This is a genomic window from Sutcliffiella halmapala (assembly GCF_002019665.1).
Taxonomy (GTDB): domain Bacteria; phylum Bacillota; class Bacilli; order Bacillales; family Bacillaceae_I; genus Sutcliffiella_A; species Sutcliffiella_A halmapala.
Genome location: NZ_KV917375.1, coordinates 1,698,300 through 1,718,583, shown reverse-complemented (window position 1 = coordinate 1,718,583; position 20,284 = coordinate 1,698,300). Strand labels below are relative to the sequence as shown.

Annotated in this window: 19 protein-coding genes; 4 read left to right on the top strand and 15 right to left on the bottom strand. The window is 36.7% G+C overall.

Going from position 1 to position 20,284, the window contains the following annotated elements; all coding sequences use genetic code 11:
• Positions 1-33 precede the first annotated feature (33 nt).
• The 6 genes from BK580_RS08255 to BK580_RS08230 form a co-directional block, all read right to left on the bottom strand.
• Positions 34-435, bottom strand: coding sequence for a DUF4181 domain-containing protein (locus BK580_RS08255; RefSeq protein ID WP_169864868.1), 402 nt, complete (start codon positions 433-435; stop codon positions 34-36).
• 16 nt (positions 436-451) lie between these two features.
• Positions 452-982, bottom strand: a complete 531-nt coding sequence (locus BK580_RS08250; protein WP_078379864.1) for a hypothetical protein — start codon at positions 980-982, stop codon at positions 452-454.
• Between the two features lie 305 nt (positions 983-1,287).
• Entirely contained in the window at positions 1,288-2,700 is a 1,413-nt protein-coding gene (locus tag BK580_RS08245; protein ID WP_078379863.1) for a glycosyltransferase family 2 protein, read from the bottom strand.
• Complete coding sequence (locus tag BK580_RS08240) at positions 2,690-3,733, bottom strand: HEAT repeat domain-containing protein (RefSeq protein ID WP_078379862.1); 1,044 nt, start codon at positions 3,731-3,733, stop codon at positions 2,690-2,692. The genes BK580_RS08245 and BK580_RS08240 overlap by 11 nt, the downstream gene beginning before the upstream one ends.
• Positions 3,734-3,883: 150 nt before the next feature.
• On the bottom strand, positions 3,884-4,072 hold the full coding sequence (locus tag BK580_RS08235) for a cysteine-rich CWC family protein (RefSeq protein WP_078379861.1): 189 nt from the start codon (positions 4,070-4,072) through the stop codon (positions 3,884-3,886).
• A gap of 19 nt (positions 4,073-4,091) precedes the next feature.
• A complete protein-coding gene (locus BK580_RS08230) occupies positions 4,092-5,180 on the bottom strand; it encodes a DNA alkylation repair protein (RefSeq protein WP_078379860.1) in 1,089 nt (362 codons plus the stop codon).
• Positions 5,181-5,500: 320 nt separating this feature from the next.
• Here BK580_RS08230 and BK580_RS08225 point away from each other — a divergent pair, with 320 nt between their 5' ends.
• Positions 5,501-6,949 carry a polysaccharide deacetylase family protein gene (locus BK580_RS08225; RefSeq protein ID WP_078379859.1) on the top strand — a complete coding sequence of 483 codons (1,449 nt, stop codon included), beginning with the start codon at positions 5,501-5,503 and terminating at the stop codon, positions 6,947-6,949.
• A 140-nt stretch (positions 6,950-7,089) separates the two neighbouring features.
• Here BK580_RS08225 and BK580_RS08220 read toward each other — a convergent pair whose 3' ends face one another.
• Positions 7,090-8,001 carry a cupin domain-containing protein gene (locus tag BK580_RS08220; RefSeq protein WP_328589043.1) on the bottom strand — a complete coding sequence of 304 codons (912 nt, stop codon included), beginning with the start codon at positions 7,999-8,001 and terminating at the stop codon, positions 7,090-7,092.
• 232 nt (positions 8,002-8,233) lie between these two features.
• On the opposite strand from BK580_RS08220, the gene BK580_RS08215 reads away from it, so the two are divergent.
• Positions 8,234-8,512 carry a hypothetical protein gene (locus BK580_RS08215; RefSeq protein ID WP_078379857.1) on the top strand — a complete coding sequence of 93 codons (279 nt, stop codon included), beginning with the start codon at positions 8,234-8,236 and terminating at the stop codon, positions 8,510-8,512.
• Positions 8,513-8,595: 83 nt separating this feature from the next.
• Here the strand turns inward: BK580_RS08215 and BK580_RS08210 are convergent, their stop codons facing one another.
• From BK580_RS08210 to BK580_RS08200, 3 genes are all read right to left on the bottom strand, one after another.
• Positions 8,596-9,360, bottom strand: coding sequence for a class I SAM-dependent methyltransferase (locus BK580_RS08210; protein WP_078379856.1), 765 nt, complete (start codon positions 9,358-9,360; stop codon positions 8,596-8,598).
• A 212-nt stretch (positions 9,361-9,572) separates the two neighbouring features.
• Entirely contained in the window at positions 9,573-10,928 is a 1,356-nt protein-coding gene (locus BK580_RS08205; RefSeq protein WP_078379855.1) for a TldD/PmbA family protein, read from the bottom strand.
• 1 nt (position 10,929) lies between these two features.
• On the bottom strand, positions 10,930-12,321 hold the full coding sequence (locus BK580_RS08200) for a TldD/PmbA family protein (RefSeq protein WP_078379854.1): 1,392 nt from the start codon (positions 12,319-12,321) through the stop codon (positions 10,930-10,932).
• A 596-nt stretch (positions 12,322-12,917) separates the two neighbouring features.
• Between BK580_RS08200 and BK580_RS08190 the strand changes: the two genes are divergently transcribed.
• The gene (locus tag BK580_RS08190) at positions 12,918-13,454 is read left to right on the top strand and encodes a flavodoxin family protein (RefSeq protein ID WP_078379852.1); all 537 of its coding nucleotides are present in this window, start codon (positions 12,918-12,920) and stop codon (positions 13,452-13,454) included.
• A 65-nt stretch (positions 13,455-13,519) separates the two neighbouring features.
• On the opposite strand, the gene BK580_RS08185 is transcribed toward BK580_RS08190, so the two are convergent.
• The 5 genes from BK580_RS08185 to BK580_RS08165 all read right to left on the bottom strand — a co-directional run bounded on the left by BK580_RS08185 (position 13,520) and on the right by BK580_RS08165 (position 18,890).
• Entirely contained in the window at positions 13,520-14,737 is a 1,218-nt protein-coding gene (locus BK580_RS08185; RefSeq protein WP_078379851.1) for a TolB-like translocation protein, read from the bottom strand.
• Between the two features lie 255 nt (positions 14,738-14,992).
• Complete coding sequence (gene accA / locus BK580_RS08180) at positions 14,993-15,967, bottom strand: acetyl-CoA carboxylase carboxyl transferase subunit alpha (protein ID WP_235864011.1); 975 nt, start codon at positions 15,965-15,967, stop codon at positions 14,993-14,995.
• Between the two features lie 107 nt (positions 15,968-16,074).
• Positions 16,075-16,596 (bottom strand): DNA topology modulation protein, encoded by a 522-nt coding sequence (locus BK580_RS08175; protein ID WP_078379850.1) that lies wholly within the window; start codon positions 16,594-16,596, stop codon positions 16,075-16,077.
• 123 nt (positions 16,597-16,719) lie between these two features.
• On the bottom strand, positions 16,720-17,595 hold the full coding sequence (locus BK580_RS08170) for an RNA polymerase sigma-70 factor (RefSeq protein ID WP_078382690.1): 876 nt from the start codon (positions 17,593-17,595) through the stop codon (positions 16,720-16,722).
• A gap of 11 nt (positions 17,596-17,606) precedes the next feature.
• The gene (locus tag BK580_RS08165) at positions 17,607-18,890 is read right to left on the bottom strand and encodes a phytoene desaturase family protein (protein WP_078379849.1); all 1,284 of its coding nucleotides are present in this window, start codon (positions 18,888-18,890) and stop codon (positions 17,607-17,609) included.
• A 152-nt stretch (positions 18,891-19,042) separates the two neighbouring features.
• On the opposite strand from BK580_RS08165, the gene BK580_RS08160 reads away from it, so the two are divergent.
• A complete protein-coding gene (locus BK580_RS08160; RefSeq protein ID WP_078379848.1) occupies positions 19,043-20,278 on the top strand; it encodes an ATP-binding protein in 1,236 nt (411 codons plus the stop codon).
• Positions 20,279-20,284: the final 6 nt, after the last annotated feature.

Genomic DNA, 20,284 nt, shown 5'->3' with positions numbered 1-20,284 from the left:
ATTTAGGAAGGTGCCTGTACTTTTGATTTTAAATTAAAGAAGCGCTAACAAATCAAACTGTATGCATGCAACGAGCACACTTATTAATACTAGCATTTCACTAATTGTGAGGATTGAGTGCTTCGGATGAGGTGAATGTTTCCATTCAAAATAGGCTCTGACAGTATCAGATAAAATGGTAAAAATAATTAAGCCGATAAAAAATAAAGTTATCGAATTATCTCTATAGAAAATCAAGTACACCAAATAAAGTAAAGAAAGCATGCTCATAATTCTAATCAACCAATCTAGCCTTCGATGCGTTTTGTTTACATGGTTGTAAGAGAATGTACTTTTTCTCTTTTCGATGTTAAACGCCTTTCTTAACGTAAACTGTAAAAGCCAAATGAATAGAACGGAAATAATAAAAATAATTGCTAGCTTTAGCAAAAACATCGGATTTCTCCCCCAACTAGATTTTCGTATACTTATATGTAAAACAACTATACTTTCTTTCATAGATGAAGCGATTTTCATCAAACCCATTACATACTGCCAAATAGCCTTTTTCTAAGCTAAACCCTATTCCACCCACACCAAAAGTATCGTACTCACACTTTACCCCTGAAATAGGTTCCACAATTGGTTCCATAATTTCAATAGAGATAACTTCTTGATTAATATAGGAAGTAAGATTTAGTTGTTTCAACTTATCCTTTTCCCATTTAACTGCGCCAAAAAAATCTACACTATCGTCTACATTAATTTGATTAAACGTTATCGCATATACCTCTGATTGATACGCGCATAATTCCAGTTGGCAATTCTCCAATATGAAAATTACTGGTAGACTATTAAACCAATAATTTTCCTCTTGTTCCCAAGCAACCCAAATTTCCTTGATTCGTTGTCCTATTAAACTAGTTAACTTTTCTTTTTCATTCGCAACTAGTTGAGCCGAATCTGTATAAAATATTGGCGTGTAATTATCTATTCCAAGCATATGGATCATCCTTTAGTTGAAGATAGAATAGAAATGGAGCATTTCTAATTGAAGTTTATTATATTTTCCAAAATAAAACAATATGAATACTCTTGCTTTTCCAATTAATTCATTTCAATAAAAACAAGGCACAGCTAACAAAAATAGTTGTGCCTTTTCCATTTTTCGAACCATGTTCCGTAGGTTCCACTATTCTATTTTCCAAAACACTTCTCTCATAAGTTGATTCTATTTTCGCTTCTTTTCAGCCTTCATATTTTCTAATTGAGCATTTCTGTCCTTTTAGCCACTTAAGCAAACATGTTTCATTTGATAAGACCTTTCCTTTGAATATGTCCCCATTCTTTTTTTCCTCTAATCGCTTGAAAAAAGCCAATACACCGCCAATAAGAAACCATTAATCTATACCATAATGATTCCGTTAGTGCATAGAAAAACAATTTGGATACATGAGAAATCCTCGAATACCTACGTTGACTCCATTCTTCTAGTAATACAGCTCCCATAGATAGGGCTGATCCATAGAGCATTGCTAGTAAAAAAATGATAAAGGCATATTCAATAAAAACATCCCCTCTAATTAATCCGATTACAATTAGAATATAGCCAAGAAATTCGATAATTGGTCCTAATAATTCTACGAGCAAAAAATAAGGCATTGAAATAATCCCAATTGCTCCGTATTTAGGGTTGAACAACATACATCGATGATTCCATAAACTCTCATACAGTCCCCTATGCCAACGAGTTCGTTGTCTTTTTAAAAAATAAGCAGACTCTGGGGCTTCCGTCCAGCACACAGGTTGTGGAATAAAGAAAATCTTTGCCTTCTTTTTTTCTTCTTTAATCTTCCTATGTAACCTTACAATTAGCTCCATATCTTCTCCAACTGTATTCTTTTTATAACCTCCCGCTCGAATGACCCACTCTTTAGAGAAGACACCAAAGGCCCCGGATACAATGAGAAGTAAATTATAATGACTTAACCCCAACCTTCCCATTAGAAAAGCCCTCAAATATTCGATGATTTGCATAATAACAAGAATGTTTTTAGGTAAACCGATTTCTAATACTTTTCCCTTTTCTATCTTACATCCGTTAGCAATTTGAACATTTCCACCAACCGCAACAATCTCCTCTTCTGAATCTAGAATCGGTTTCATGATTTTTAAAAAAGCATCTGATTCAAGAATCGAATCTCCATCGAGGGAGCAGAAATAGGGATATCGGGAGAGATTAATTCCTGCATTCAACGCATCTGATTTCCCCCCATTTTCCTTATCAATCAAGTACAGATTAGGATAATACAACGAACGATAGATTCCTTTAATCGGATTTGTTGCTAGCTGCTTTCTAATCGTCCGAGTTACCTCTACCATGTCAAATCGTTCTATAAGAAGTGGTAGTGTAAGATCAGTTGAACCATCATTTATAATAATTATTTCAAATGTTGGATATTGTAAATCGATCAGTGATTTTACCGAGGCATAGATTCCCGCTTCTTCATTGTATGAAGGTACTAGTATAGATACGGGGGGAGAAAAGTCCGACTCGATGATGTCCTCAAACTTATACTTAAGATCTAAACTATAATTCTTCTTAATTTTCCTAGCAGAGATTATAAATAATAACAAATAGAGGAATGCGCTAAAAAACGTATAGACGATAATGAAATTACTTACATTTCTTATAATGGAATCTCCTAAATTAAAGACCATGCTTCTCGTAGCTCCTTGCAATCCATTCTTTTGACATATCTATTGCGTAAGGATCATAGTGTATATCTTTATTTCCGACGATCCCTTCTAAAATCTGAATGCCATCTGAAAACTGGAGAATAGATTGGGCTGCAGTCGTTCTTACCCACCACGATTGATCAGAAAGTAAATCCTTTAAATAATTGATAAACTCCTCGTTTTGTAAGACTCCCATTACCTTAGCAACCATCATTCTTTCTTGCCAATGGGCGGATAAAACCAAATCAAATAAAATGGTTTCATTTTTTAATATTCCTATCTTACTTATTGCTTTTAAAGATCGAATTCTCAGTTCCACTTCTTGATGAACTAATAACTCTTCCATGAACGATACAAACTTCAGCTCTCTTTTGTTCCCTAGCACATCAATAATACTTTTTTGAATAGCTGGAGGACAGGCCGAGTAAGAATGTAGGAATTCCTGAAAAAGCTCTGGACTTAGTCGATCCATAATAGTCTTACATAAAAAGGAAGGTAATGGCTCCTTTGATTGACATAAAAGATTATATAACCCTGAATATTGAAAGGATGCCAAAATACTGTATATCAAATAGGCTTCTTCTTTTCTAATAAATGGTTTATGTAGAAGTGTGAGTACATCATCTTCAAAATCCTTAAATTGAAAGATATCTATATAATGTAAGGTGTTCAAGCGAATCACCCACTTTCTATTCATTAACCTTTTCTTGTAAAAGCCACAGAACAATTGATGAGCAATCCATTTAACTCTTTTTCTCATCTCTCGGTTTTTTAACACTGATAAATATTGAATTAAAATTCCCTCTGCTGCTTCTAATGCAATTGCTTTTTTAGGAATCTCTTGGATGCATTCGTTTCTCATACACTCGTGAATGATTGGACGTAATTTACCTTTCCAACCCTCTTTTTGTTTCTGGTGATAATCAAATGATAACTTTCGATAAATAAGGTAGAGATACGCGATGATTAATATAAATAAAAACACGAATACAATCCACAAGAGAATGTTAATCATGATATCCCTCCTTCATGTATTAGTATGTATAAAAAAGCAATTCTTATTAGGTGTTTTCTCTTCGTCGGAAATCCCCCAAATTAAAAACCCAAAATAGCATAATTCATATAAAAAACAGCCTATCCCTGATAGACTGCTACCTTCCTTCAACTAGTTCATTTTCTCTAAAGTCAAACGATAATCCTCCACACATTTTTCACATATGCAGTGATCCTTTATTGACGCTTTCTCGAGTAGTTCCTTTGGAATCGTTACTTTCATGCACCAACAAGAAGTAGGTTCTTCTTTTTTTGCAACTGCGCAGTTGTTCTCCTCTTTACAAACTGGACATTTCAGCATTTTCTACCCTTCCTTCCAGTTATTCTACTTCAAAGTCTAACGAACTCTTTAGTTCGCCATTAATTAATATAGAGATGGTGTGTATGCCTTTATAGTGCTTTCTTGTTGTTAGATCTTTGAATGAAATTTTTTTATGATAGTTTAAATTCTTCTCTCTTGCAATCTTGTTTTCTGCAACTTTGAAGACTTTTTTGGAGCGATTGCCATTCGCTTTTACATAATCTATGACAAATTCTATCCGTATTGTGCTTGGTTGCTCGTCTTTATTAGTGACCTGAAATGAAAAATACAGATCTTCTCCAATTTTCACTTTGTTTTTTTCTATGTTGAAGTTGTGAATGTGGATGGAGTTTGCTTGGTTGAAGCCAAATAGAGCAAGTGCTTGTGGATGTCCTTGTTTTAATAGGGTGCGACAAGCGTGTTTCACAATCCAATCGGTATGCTTATGCTTCCCATACCATGATGTTACAATTTCTAATACGACGGACGGATGATCCTTGGAAATGTCATTTAAGTTATTGGCGACACTTTTCCTAACAAAGAGTGATTCGTCCTCTTTTAGATTGTTTAAAATAGGAATAATCGGCGTTGGGTCTTTCCTCAAGTTTTGTAGCACCATCCCCCAAGGAAGTTTCGGTCGTATTCCTTCACTTGCCAATCTTCTCACTCGATGATTGGGATGAAGAGACCATTCTGTCATCTGTTTGACCATTCGCTCTTGATCTTTCATTATAAAAGGACGTACAGCAAATTCTGCTGTGGAATATTGCGTGAACCATTCTAACGCCGGAATCGAAACCTCCCAGTCAGATAAGCCGTATTGTTCGATATAATCTGGAAGTATGATAGCAGCAAGCTCATGATTGGCGAGATCTGGGGCGACTTTTTTTAAAATCCCCACAGCTTCTGCATAGTCAGCTGGCAATAGTTTATGTAAGCAGATGGTAATATGTCGCATACGTTCCTTTAATGTTTTCTGTTCCCAAGTTTCATTAAAAACGAGGTGGAAAAATAGAGCTTCATCCAACTCTGGGTAGACTTTGTGAATCGACTTAGCTACGAGTGAGATGAATGATTGATTATAGATATCTTTAAGTGCTGTTGTCATAAAGTGGAGCTCCTTTTTTTGTAATTTATAGCTTTTTAAAAGTTTTTATCTTCTTTTATTATATATTACGGAACGTACGTTTGCCATTTTATTCTTTTTTACGTATCAAAACAGGAATTTCTCGTTTCATTTTAGTGTCTATCTAATTTTTCCTAAAACTCTGTCTAGCGAGCCACCTTCTGTATCGCCTTAACCTTAATTAGGAATGATATTATAATCGGACTCCTCATTATAACTTCATAAAAATTTCTAAAGTTTACACAACCATTCTTGCCCTTTATATGCTATCTTATATTTTGTAGAAGGGAGCGGAAAGTAAATTGAACGTTAAAAAAGCAGGTTGGTTCCTAATTTTAAGCTGTTTTCTAATGCTAGTTGGCTGTGGAAAACAAGGAGAAAAAAGTGGACCATCTATAACAGAAAAACCAACTGATCAAGAGTTGATGGAGGTAGCTGAATCTACTTATGAAGGAATTCATATCCTCACAGAAGTAGAGGATGAAAAGCTGTATCACCTAGCTTTAAGCTATCCGATTTTTGATAAGGAAAATTTGAATCAGGAAATCACAAGCTTTGTTGATGAGAGAAAAGAAGAATTCTTGGAGATTGTGGCGGACATTCCAAATCCAGAATTTGTAGAACAGCATCCATATATGTTCAATGTTCAGTTTACTATTGAGCAAGTATCAGATTCGATTTATTCCTTTTTGTTTACTATTGGGACTTACACCGGTGGAGCAAATGCAATGGAACAAACGAAAACATATGTGGTGGATATTGACAATGGCAAGTATCTTCAAATAGATGATGTGTTTGATGTTAATACAGATTATCTATATTTTTTATCAAAGGAAATCAAATCACGTTTGTATGAGCAGGAAGAGTATCATGACTTTTTGTTTGAAGATATGATAGATGAAGAAACGGCTCCTGTTAAAGAAAATTTCGAGAAATTCATTCTCACAAAAGACTCTATCCAATTTGTATATGATAAATATGAAGTTGGCGCAGGGGCACTGGGAATTGCAAAAGTAACGATTCCGCTTCAAGATGCGGCCGCTTACTTAAATGAACAGTTTCAACCGGAGTTGATAAACGAAATGGAAGAAAACGAAAAGGAAGTGGAGCAGAAAGAGGAAGCTGAACAAACACCTATCCAGCCTGATCCAAACAAAAAACAAGTTGCCTTAACATTTGACGATGGACCACATCAAAAATATACGGTTCAAATATTAAATACACTGCAAAAATACGATGCGCGAGCAACCTTCTTTGTTCTTGGCAGTCGGGTAGAATTCTATCCTGATGTGTTAAAGAGAATAAAAGAGGAAGGACATGAAATAGGGAACCATAGTTGGAATCATCCAGATCTCACCATTTTTGAATCAGAACAAGTACAAAACGAACTAAGGAGTACCTCTGATGCGGTAGCAAGCGTCTTAGGTGAAGCACCGACGCTTTTTCGTCCTCCCTATGGCTCCTATAATGAGTTAGTGAAAGAGCTTTCTGGCGTTCCTACAATTCTTTGGTCTGTCGATAGTTTAGATTGGAAGTATCGTCATGTTGATACGGTTGTCCAAGAAGTGCTACCAAACGTTCATGACGGCGCCATCATTCTTTTACACGATATTCACGAAACAACGGCTGATGCGGTCGAAGTGATCGTACGAGAATTGAAGGAACAGGGTTATGAAATGGTAACCGTTTCAGAATTGCTACAAGGAAATGGTCTGGAGTTACAATCTAATGAGGTTTATTATAGTAGATAATAAAGAAAAAAGCTTGAGCATATCATGATACTCAAGCTTTTTTTCTATTACGTTTTCTCCACTATCACATGATCAAACTTGCTACCAGCCCTTTTCTATTAACGACTTTTCATAATCTATTTTTACACCATAACTTTTCACTAATCGTGTTCCTCTGCTTCTATAGCTACTGCCTTCGTTTCATGAACGGTACCAAATGGATGTTCAGGCGGTGCATAGATTGTATAAAGCTTAAGGGCCTTATCTCCTGTGTTGGTTAGGTTGTGCCATTTACCAGCAGGCACCATGATGGCATAATCATCATAAACTTCTGCTTCAAAATCTAATTGATTCTCCCTGTCACCCATTTGAACGATTCCTTGCCCTTCTTCAATACGCAAGAATTGATCAACCGTAGGATGAACTTCTAAACCGATGTCATCTCCAACATCAATACTCATTACCGTCACTTGCAAATGACTTCCTGTCCATAAAGCTGTTCGAAACGTGTTATTTAGCTTAGTAGCTTCCTCGATATCAACAACAAACGGCTCTAGTCCATAATCTTTTAATCTATAGCTTTCATCGTTATTGTAAAATAACAAGCTAAATCGATTAACATGCTCAACTGTATCATTACAAGCCCTTAAAAAAACATCTCTTAATGGCAAATGTTGAGTAAGTAAATAATTTTTACTGTATTCTTCGTAATTTTCTACTTCTACTTCCAAAGCCTTTTGTAATCCCTCTTGATACGAATTAAATGTAACTTGGTCTATTTCGTACTGAGGCTGACTTCCAGTAAATGTCGAATATAGATCTGTAAATTGCTTCAAATGAATTTTTTCTTCTTCTAAAGCATGTAAAATTGCATTTCGATGGTTTTGATTTGGTGCAACACTTGCTAATTGACTATAGAGGTTTATGGCTGTAGCTTCACCTTTCATTGCTGCAAGGATGGATTCAGATATTTGCAGATTGTTTCTTAACATAAAATCCGGGTTATACACTTGATGGTTTACATAATAAGAATATGGATACATATGATTAGGAACATAATACATCCTTTTCATTCCCTTCACAGAGTTATAAAGCTATCCTATGTCATATGCTTAGGGAATGTACTTCGTTTTAGGTTATCTTGTTTATTGCACATAGGTAGTAGTGCAAAATCTTACTTAATTTAACAGTAGTTCAATTGAGTATTTACCTATAATCACGGGATATTCCCCTTGACTGTTATTCAAAATAATTGCTAAACTAAATATGTAAAAATTGGTATTCACAAGGAGGGGGACCGAAAAGATGCCTGATTTCATACTCTGGTTTGCTATAGGTGTTAGCGCGCTAATTAGCATACTTTTATGGTGGATTATTGGTTCTTATGTATTAAAGAAAGATAAGTTAAAGGGGTATGCACTAATTTTGATTATCTTAAGCTCGTATATTTTAATTCCAAATTATTTCTTAAAAACTGATATTGAAATTGCCCTTACATTTCTATCTAACATTTTACTACTAATAAGCGTAGCATTATTTGTATATTCGTTTATATATAATAGGAAAAAAAGGCAGTATGTGTGACATTGGAGCCTAGATTTCATAAAAAAAAGAATGCTCCGAGCAAAATTGGCTTAAAGCATTCTTATTTAAGTCTCCTAGCTAACTTATTTATTTGCAAGAATAGTAAATTCCCATGGTATATTTTCATTTTTCCAGTCTCGATGTTCATCAAATTTCTTTATTATAAATCCAGCTGTAATGGCAGAATTTATAATTTCACTAAGTGTATACGACCTAATCGAAACAGATGGAAAGTCCTCTTGTTCTTTTTCATCAAAGTAATGTTTATAAGCTACGTTACCTTCCCGTAGTTCCTTATCAAAGTACCTTGGTTCGAATTGATAAGGGGTTTGGGAATCTTGAGTTTTCACGATACACTTTCCTAAGGGATGGAAATCACTCAGAACCATTTCTCCACCATCCTTTAATAAGGAAAATAGAATTGACATGAATTTATCCATATTATTAAAATAATGCAGTATTCCTCCTTCTAAATAAAGAATATCAAAATAACCTTCATACTCTAATAAGTCTATTTCATAAATATCTGTAACAATATATTGGATTTTTGTGTTTGCGTTCTCTGCTAATTCTATAGCATATTTTTTGTTTTCTTCTGAAATATCGAATACTGTAACTTCAGCTCCTAAAAGCGCTAAGGGAATGGCTTTTCTTCCATTTGACCCACAAATATTTGCCATCTTCTTGCCTTCCACATGCTCAAAAAAATGTTTATGCTTTTTTAGTTGAGCTCTAGGGTTTACTAATAGTTGCTCTGCAAGTTCCTTTGGTGAACCATGCTTTTTGATCCAAAATTCATAAGCGCGGTACTCCCATGCTTTTTTATTTTTAGTGCTTTGTTCTTTCATTTTCGTCCACTCCACTTCTAATAGCCGTTATATAAAGGCTTACTACAAAAAACAGCCTATTTTATCTACTAAATAGACTGTTAATATACTTACTTTCGTGTTTTTAAATCCGCATAATTTTACCATCTGATTAACTACTACAAATATTTCATCATCATTACTGGACTATTAATAAAACTGACTCAAATATTCTCCATGTCATATAAGTCCTTCTATTCAACCGTCACAGCTAATTCTTTTATCAACAACGAAGGCGAACCGATATAACCTGGTGCAACAAAGGATGTGGTAAATTTGAGATCTGATCCAATGGTTTCGATATTATGGAGTAGTTCGTAAAAATTCCCGGCTATTGTCATTTGTTTCACAGCATTTGTAATTTGGCCATTTTTAATGTAGTGTCCATTCGCTGCAACTGAGAAATCACCAGATACTGTATTTGCTCCAGAATGCAGACCCGATAAAGAAGTAATAACTATACCTTCCTTCATAGAAGAAACTAAATCACGAAAGCTTTTCTCAGCTGGTACGACGTAGAAGTTGGTAGGAGCGACTGTAATGGCGTCTTTATAAGAACCTCGATAAGCATGACCTGTCGACTGAACCTTATCCTTTTTAGCTGTTTTATGATTATGCAGGAAACTAACCAGCTTTCCATCTTTTATAATCTCTCTTGGAGCAGTCGCTGATCCCTCACTGTCAAAGGTTCGACTGAACAAGCCCTCTTCTAAAAACGGGTCATCTACTAGTTGTAAGTTAGTGACCGCGATTTCCTGTCCTACTCTATCCTTTAGTAAAGAGTGTCCTTTTTGCGTATTTTCAGCTGAAAATATTGGCGTAAATGTAGCCATTAAGTTAGCTGCTGCATCATGGCGCAACAAAACAGGATAGTTTTTACTCTCGACTGACTGAGCGTCTAACTGGGATAATGCTTCCTCTACCGCTTTTCTTGCAATCTCCTCTGGGTTAAGGGTAGAAAAATCTTTCGTAAATTCAATGTGATGGCCAGTTTTTATTTCTGCATCTTGTTTCACAATAGCCGATACAAGGACAGCTAAATAATTTTGCTTCTCTTGTAGAGTCAGCCCTTTATTATTTAGGATCGCACGCTCTGCCTCGACACTGCTTAATTGAAAATAATCAGCTCCTGTGACTCTTTCGTCTTTATATAAGTGTTTTTCAATATTTTTTAATAGATTTATTTTATCTGCAATGGATACTTCCTCTAGCTGGTTAGAGCAGAAAGAACGCTCTTGATAATGGCTGCTTGCCGGAAGGATCTCTTCCTGTTCCTCATCCTCCACTATCTGAGAATTTGCCTTAGCGTTTTCCACGAGAAAAAGGAGTGACTCTTCATCCATTATCTCAGTGAAGGCATAGCCGATTTTCCCTCCCACTATTCCCCTAAAATTAACTCCAAAGACATCCGCAGTTTCAAAGGAATCTATTTCTCCTTCATATAGCTTGCAGCCGAACACTACTTCTCTTTCATAATACAGCTCCATATCAGTAAAGCCGTGGTTCTCTCCCAAATCGAACAATTTCACTTGAAATTCCTGCAATTGCATATTATTCGTCCCCCTTTCTGCCGCCTACTGTCATTTCACTTACCCGAATCATCGGTTGACCTACATTAACAGGAAGGCTTCCACTGACTGCTCCACACATACCAGCACCATGTCCTAAATTATTGCCGACCATATCAACTAGCTGAAGTGTTTCAGCACCATTTCCAATGAGTGTTGCTCCTCTTAATGGTTTATCTAGCTTGCCATTTTTGACAAGGTACGCTTCCATGACAGCAAAATTGTAGTCTCCTGTTGTCGGATTTACTTGGCCACCACCCATATATTTCGTGTAAATACCGTTCTCCGTATTAGCGATGATTTCCTCAGGGGTCGATTCTCCGTTTGCGATATAAGTGTTCGTCATTCTAGAAGTCGGGGCAAACCGGTATGATTCTCTCCTACCTGATCCTGTTGCTTCCATCCCCATACGACGACTATTTAACTTATCAATCAAGTATCCTTTTAAAATTCCATTCTCAATAAGGACATTTTTGCGCCCTTTTTCACCCTCATCATCTATAGTGATAGAGCCCCATTCATTTTCCAATGTGGCATCATCAATGTAAGTCACGATATCAGAGGCAACCTTTTCTCCAACCCGATTAGCAAAAACCGAGTTGTTTTTGGCTACAGCGGTTGCTTCTAATCCATGTCCGCATGCCTCATGGAAAATAACTCCTCCAAACTCATTATCGATAATAACTGGGAACTTTCCGCTTGGACATGGATCCGCACCTAGCATGGTTACGGCAATTCTTGACGCTTCATTTGCATAGAGTTCAAGATTCAGATTTTCCATAAAATCAAAGCCTTTGTGAGCACCTGGACCATAGAAACCAGACTGCATTTGGTTACCATCGGAGGCAATTGATTGGATAGCTAATCGGCTTCTTACTCTTTTATCCTCGACAAACTTTCCTTCTGAATTGGCAATAAGCACATTCTGTTCCTCATCAAAATATCTGACCATTACTTGCTGTATGCTAGAATGATAGTTTTTCGCGATATCATAAGCTTTTCTCATCACATTTACTTTTCTTAGCTTATCTACTTCCCTAGGGTTAATCAAAATAGGGTGAGCACAAGTAATCACTTCTTTATCTAATCTTTTGGTTTGTAGCATCACGTTTCCTGAAATCGCTTGCGCTGCATTTTGGGCAGCTTTTAATAACCCTTCTTTAGACAAATCTGTTGTGTAAGCATAGGCGCTTTGAAAACCTTTAAAGACGCGAATTCCTACTCCAAATTCTCTTCCTGCTAAACTATTATCTATTTTCCCGCTCTGCAGTACGATTTTATTCGTATAGCGATCCTCTACAAACACCTCCGAAAAATCCCCGCCAGTTGCGAGTGCCGCTGTTAGAACATCTTCAATCACTGATTTTGCTAGCATATTACGCCTCCTTACGAAATATTACGAATTTTCTTTCTCTACTAATTATAAGATAACTAACCAAATAAATAGTCCAAATGAAGAATGATTTCTTCTCAGTCTAGAGACGTAAATTAGTTAGTAGGAATACAAGGATAAATCTCTATAATTTCTTACCAAATCCAAGCAAATAGAATACTATAGATAAGAGAAGATGTGAAAAGTAGGAAAATCAGAAAAATGACATATTTATTTTTCAAGTTAAACGTTATCTTTCTATAGCGTAAAACCCATTCCATTACATAAAAAAACAACAAGTAAAAACCAATAAATAAAATTAGATTAGATTTGGTCAATACATTTAAAGAAAGCATGATGCATAATCCAAGTGGAAACAACAATAATCTTAACAATTTAGCACTCCTTCATATAAACTCCTCGTACAATGACCATAACCTTCCAATATATTATACAGTATTGTTAGAAAATTTTGTTAATAGAAGATTTGAAATAATCATGATTAAAAGTTCTGCTCCTCGAACGAAACAGCATTAATTTGTTATACTCTAGTAGAATCTAATTTAAAATAATCTTTACACCTTATTGGAGGGTATTCGATGAAAGTTCTAGTCCTTTTAGGAAGCACAAGAAAAAATGGAAACTCTGAGTTTCTTGCGAATAAAGTTGTGGATGGTGTGGAGCATACTGTTGTGTCATTAGCGGATTTACATATTGAAGCAATTGTAGATCAACGTCATACCGAGGAAGGATTTTCTCCTGTTCACGATGACTACGATAAACTTATTGAGTTAATGATGAATCATGATGCAATCGTCTTTGCAACTCCATTGTATTGGTATGGTATGAGTGGTCCAATGAAAGACTTCTTTGATCGATGGTCCCAATATTTACGAGATGAGCGCTTTGCTTTTAAAGCTGAGCTACAAAAGAAAAAAGCCTATGTGGTGATCACAGGTGGCAAGGATGCTAAGATTAAGGGCCTCCCACTTGTGCAGCAATTCCAATATATATTCGATTTTGTTGGAATGGAAATGGTTGATTACATGATTGGGACAGGAGTAAAACCTGGAGAAGTGGCGAATGATAGCCTTTCTTTAGAGAAAGCGAAGTATTGGAATAAGCAGTTGATGTAATGCAAGCTTTGGTAAGGTGTTCGTTTGAATAGGATTAACACCTTACCAAGTTATTTAAGATTCCTTTAATTTTTCATATAAAATACTGGTGCTTCATCGACATCCTTGAGCCAAAGATGTTCAAGGGAATTGATTCCTTTCTTTAACCAAATATCTCCTCGTTTCATCCCTTTTCGGTACCATGAAATGTATGGTCCTACCACTTGAGGGTTCCTATCTAGTTCCCCATTGGGTGGAGAAGTTATTTGTCTTTGTTCCGATGATTTCAGATTAATGATGTATAAAGATGAAAACATAGTCGGAACCGGTCCTTCTTGCCATTCTTTATTTTCCTTCGCACGTGCAACAATTATCTCATCCAGAGAATACCAAGCAAGATCAAGGTCCACATAGCCTTTCGGAGTATATTCCTTTTGCTGCTTTGAAATCGGGATATCTGCAACTGTCGTTTTTTTATCCTCCACATAAAATCTACCTTCACCAGCAATGTAAGCGAGCTTATTTTCTGTAGGGGACCATTTAATCCAATCTTTGTTGATTAGCATTTTCCCTACAGCTTGAAAGTCGGTTCCTTTCGAGGAGAGCACACATAGTGTATTGCTATCATTAGACATTGAAGCCGTTGGGATGGCAAGAAAGCTAACCCATTTATTGTCTTTGCTCCATTTAAAATAATTCGCATCAATCGCAAATAAATCCGTAGTATTTGTTTCGATCGTATAAAAAGGCTTTATTTTTTGGGTGTCGAGGTTTGCGTCTGCTGGAATTTTAAAAAGATGAATCGGCCCCCATCCAGTAGGAAGTAATGCGGCTTGTGAGGAAACAATGAATTCCTTCCCATTTGGGAACCAAACAAAATCACTCACACCTAGCGAAACATTTTCAAACCCCATTGGGCGTCCATTTTTTGTTTTGGTAACATTCAGTACGCCTCCAGCATTATAGGCAATCTGATTTGCGATAGGCGACCATTGAAAGTTTCTAGTTTCAATCGTTTCATAAGGTTGGTAACTGCTTTTTTGTTGTGTATCATATACATGTAGATTAGAGGTTTCCTGTTGCTCATCATCACCATGAACTAAATATCCGATAAAACGGCCATCATACGACCACTTTGGTGAAGAAATAAAGCCCCCTTTTGTTAGCTGAGTTTCCACTGCTCCCTCCACCATCCAAAGCTGATGATCCCTAATAAAAGCTGCTTTCAATGGTACCTCAGCCGAAGCATTCGTGGAAAAAGTATGATAGCAGATCATTAGTAGTACTATAGTTCTGATTTTCATCTAACATCCCTCCAGAATTTAGGATATCCTGAATGATGAATTTTAGTTTTACTTTTAGAGAAATACAGAGGTGGTAGTGGATAGGGGAAATCACTCTTAGTACGGATGGGATTTTGGGAAATGTTAGATAAAGTTCAGGAAATGTTGAATCACATTCCTTTGGACAAATTGACTTTACTAACTATGGATTTCTAATTAAGGAGAAAAACCTCGTTCCTGATGATTAGGAACGAGGTTTTTCTTTAGATACTCACTTCACAACACCGGCTCCTTAGAAAACAAAAAAGAATATTCCCCAACTTCACGGTATTTCTTCCTCCTATGCTCGACAATTTCTGTTTCTGAAAGGTGTCCTAATTCCTCTAGTGACCCCCTGATTGCTTGTTTTACTAGTTGTGCCTGCTCCTGATGATTGGTGTGGGCACCACCTTTAACCTCTTCGATTAATTGATCGATAATCCCTAGTTCCTTTAAGTCAGAACCTGTTATTTTCATCGTATCTGCTGCCAACTGAGCCTTGGAGCTATCTTTCCATAATAGGGCACCTGCTCCTTCTGGAGAAATGACGGAAAACCAGGAGTTCTCTAATATATGTAAATGATTACCGACACCAATCCCTAGGGCACCACCACTTGCGCCTTCCCCAATGACGATACAAATGATTGGAACTTTTAAGCCTGACATTTCAAATATATTGTTGGCCAAGGCTTGAGACTGCCCTCTTTTTTCGGCCTCTGTTCCTGGATAGGCGCCTTTCGTATCAAGAAACGTAATAATAGGACGATTAAATTTTTCTGCTTGCTTCATTAATCTCAAGGCCTTGCGATAGCCTTCAGGATGGGGCATTCCGAAGTTTCGTTGGACATTTTCTTTCGTATTTCTGCCTCTTTGATGTCCAATAACCGTAACAGGTAAACCTTCAAACTTTGCAATACCCCCAACGATTGCTTGATCATCTCCATAATAACGATCCCCATGTAGCTCCAAAAAATTTTCAAAGAGATATGGAAAATAATCAAGGGTAGTCGGACGTTGCGGATGCCGGGCAATTTGCACCTGCTGCCAAGGTGTTAGGTTTTGATACACTTCATTTTCTATTTTGATTAAACGCTTTTCAAGCAGCAATACTTCATTTGTAAAATCAATATCATTTATTTTCATTAGTTTTTTTAGTCCTTCAATCTTCTTCTTTATCTCCACAACTGGTTTTTCAAAATCCAAGTAACTCACAACATCACTCCTATGTGGTGGTAGTTTTGTTATATTATTCGCTAAAAATTTTGCAAACTCCTTTTTCACGAAAAAAACAGACCTCTTTGTAAAAAATGGCCTGCTTACTAGAGTGTGTATTTATCTTTTACCTGAATGAGGAATTGCTCCACTTCTTTACGTGAGTGTAAAACAATCACTCTTTTCTCCTCAGAAAGCACCTTCAATTTTTCCAAAATACCGGGCTTCTTTGTAACGGGATATTCCCAAACCCACTTCAAGAACTCCAAATCTAGTTTTTCTTCACAACCCTCACCCATATCTGGTCGTGTTTTATTTCGATATTGGTATCTTCTTTTGAGTACGCGATACAGACAAGTGGAACGTGGCATGTCCAAAAATATGATTGTATCTGCTTTTTTAAGCCTTAAATCCATTGTTCCACCATAATTCCCATCAAAAATCCACTTTTCTTTTTGAATTAATTCTTGTTGGACCTCTCGTTGTTCCGCTTTTGAAGTACCTACCCAGCCCTCTTTCCAAAACAAGGCATCCAGATGAAGCACTTCTATATGTAATAGTTTCCCTAACTTCCTTGCCATCGTAGATTTACCAGATCCACCTGAACCAATAATTGCGATTCTTTCCATGACTCATCCCCCCTCTGTTACTCTCCGATTCTACCATAACTCACATTCTTTTTATTTGTACAAGAAAAAAAGGCGTCCCCTATTTCCAGGAACGCCTATAAATTAACACTACTTTAAAAATTTTCATTGTTTATTTTCATGAAAAGCTCGTAGCTTATCCGGGTTTGCGACCATATAAATGGATTTGATTTTCCTCGCTTCAAACTCAAAAGTGACAACGAAGGTTACAACTCCATTCGTTCGAACAATAATTCCTGGTCCACCGTTTACTTCCTTCAGTTCCAATAAGGTTTCATTCGGCAATTTCTTCATAAGATTGAATAGTAACTGGACGATTCGCTCTGCTGAATAAATCGGATTGAGGGCTGCTTTCACTTTTCCACCACCGTCTGAGAAGAATATTGCATCCTTTTGCAGCATCTGGAGCACTTCTGACACTTCTCCTTTTTGTAGGGCAGTAGTGAATCGTTCGATATAGCTACTAAATTGAGTATATTCTTTTCGATAATCGGTCTCTTCATATCCAAGACTTTTCTTCGCACGATAGAATATTTGTCGGCAATTTGTACTGCTTTTATCGACCATCGACGCAATTTCATCATAGTCGTATTGAAAGACCTCTCGTAAAAGGAACACCGCTCGCTCTACCTCTGATAACTGCTGTAACAGCATGAGGTAAGCAGTCGTCACTGATTCCTTTCTATAATAAGATGTTGCCGGATCTTGCATATACTCTTCTCCAACTGGTTCAGGAAGCCAAGTGCCGACATATGTTTCTCTTTTATGTGCTGAGGATCGTAATAAATCAATACAACGATTAGTCGTAATTTTACATAGATAAGCTTTAACATTTTTAATAGCCTGCTTATCTTCTACTTTATCAAAGGTAAGAAATGCTTCATGTACAATGTCCTCTGCATCCATCACACTTCCTAGCATTCGATATGCTAATGAAAAAAGCAGTGACTTATATTCGGTATATAATTGTTCCAGCTCGATATTTTCTTGCTTCATATAAGCACACGATCCTTTTTTAATATCTGTAACGCCGCACGTTTAGCACTTACTGCCGCTGCATCTACTAATAATTCCTCCTCACATACCCAATCTCCTGCTATATAAAGTCCCTTCATTTCAGGAATCTCGGTGCCAGGCACCTCTGTCCTTTTCACATGAGGGAAATTATGGACAACCGTGATATGAGGCAAATATTGCTGCTCGACCACCTCTTCTCGCCAGCCTGGTTGTATCACGTCCATCATCTGCTCTAGTTGTTTTTTATCCTGCTGTACATCACTAGTGTTTCTATTTTCATCATGATACTTTACTAGACTAACGACAGAGCTTCCATCATCACTCAATTTCGCTGCTCTTGATTGATTCGTAAAAAAGATCGGCTGATCAAGCCCTAGGACAAATTGATGTTTAGGATTAGGTAACCTTCTTAATCCGATATCTAAGCAAGATGACGTTACAGCAAGAGCTTCCCGTTGCCAGCGGAATAGCGAGGTTTTCTGCAATTGGGGGACAAGACGACATGCCTCTTGTGGAGGAGTCGCAATAATGACATTTTCCACTTCAAAGGACTCACCAGTAGCACAAACGACCCGTTCTACCTTTTCGTTCCCATCAATATGAGTCACTTTTCTAGCTTCACGAAGCTCCACACCTAATTGAATTGCCCCCTTCTTGAACTCGGTCACAATGGATTCCCACCCATTATCAATATATAGAACTCCTTCCGTTAAAGCTCTCTGAACCTGCATTAAAACAGGACGTGCTAGCTGCAAATGCGGGAGAAATGTAATGGTTGTTGTTCGACAAAAGGCATAGAAGAAATGACGTACGATCGGACGCTTAATTTCCCGCTCGGCCCAAGCCTGAAGAGATTCGTTTTGCACGAGACGAACGTTCATCTTACTAAGTTGATTCATTAGTTTAGCAAGATGAAACTTTTCCGTTACACTAAGAAATTGCTTCGAAAATAGAGAAGAGAAATCCATCGGAATTTGGTAAACATCATCTTTCCAGATAACATGACCATCCTTTGAAGGTTCTTTTCCATAAATCGGAATCTTTAGTTCGTCTAAGATCTTTTTTGCTTCTCCTCCTTTATATAAAGCATGCGCTCCTAGGTTCATCAGAATGCCATTTTTATTAATCGTCATCCCTCTTCCACCATACCGTGGAGCCTTCTCAAGTACTAAGACCTTTTTCCCTTCCTGTGCTAGAAAAATTGCTGCCGTTAATCCCGCAATCCCTCCACCTATAATTGCTACCTCGTATTTATTCATGTAAATTCCTCCTTTTCATCCTCAAGACGATGAGAAGGAATTAATTGTGACAAAAAACTCTTCATTGACTAAAACTTTTCATTATCGGTAATATATGATAAGTGTTAAGTTAAATGAGCTCTTCCTAATTTGCAGTTGAAAGGAGATTCCTCTTGTTAGAAACATTTCTTTTGAACTTTTTAATATTAATTATACCAATGTTAATTTTTCTCCTTTTCTTTGAAAACCGACCACATTCCTATCATAAATACATTTTTATTGTTCTTTCCACTGTCACGATGATTCTTTGCATTAGCTTTCCCATTCGATTAGAAATCGGCTTTATATTTGATTTGCGATATATTCCATTTATTATCGTTGCTCTTTACGGTGGGTATAAAAAGGTTTACCCACTTTATATTGCCTTAAATATATATCGGCTTTACATAGGTGGAGACGGTGTTCTTGAGTCCTTTCTTTTCTCCACCGTGATTTTTATACTAGTCCCTCTGCTAAATAAACAATTTCTTGGGCTAGACTCTAAGAAAAGAATTATAAGTGCTCCAATAGTATCTTTTCTTACAATGGGGCTCTATTTGATGATCTTAAGTATGTATTTTGAAACCTTAACTAAAGAATTCTGGGAGCTTGCCTGTTATGCATTAACGACACATACAAGCTTGATGCTGATTTTCATTGTGCTAATCGAACGAATGATTAACAACATGGAGAATAGAGAGCGTTTTTTACTTTCAGAAAAATTAAATGTAGTCAGTGAGTTATCCGCTAGCGTTTCCCATGAAATCAGAAATCCTCTTACTGTTACTAGCGGATTCCTACAGCTGTTATTAAAGTCAAAAAACATTACACAAGTGGAGAAAGGATATATTGAGCTATCCTTACAAGAATTAAATCGTGCTGAGAAAATCGTTAGTGATTACCTTTCATTTGCTAAGCCGCAATCAGAAAATATGGTGCACTCCAATTTAGAAACTGAGGTAGAATATACGAAAAACCTAATCCTTCCATATGCAACCATGCATCAAGTGGATGTGCAATATCGCTTTAGCAACACGTTAAATAAAAGGTATGATCGAAACCAAATTCAGCAATGTTTAATAAATTTATATAAGAATGGTATCGAATCAATGAAAGGTAGAGGCGGAACACTTTCCATTGATGTCTCTGAAAGCAAGAAAAACATCCTTATAAAAATTCAGGACACAGGAGTAGGTATGACTAAGGAAGAAATTTCACGCTTAGGTAAGCCATATTTCTCTACAAAAGAAGAAGGAACAGGACTTGGGATGCTGATGGTTTTCAGCACCGTGAATAAGGTAAAGGGCACAATTGATGTAGAAAGTAAGAAAGGAAAAGGAAGCAGCTTCTTGATTACGATTCCTACGTAATAGAAT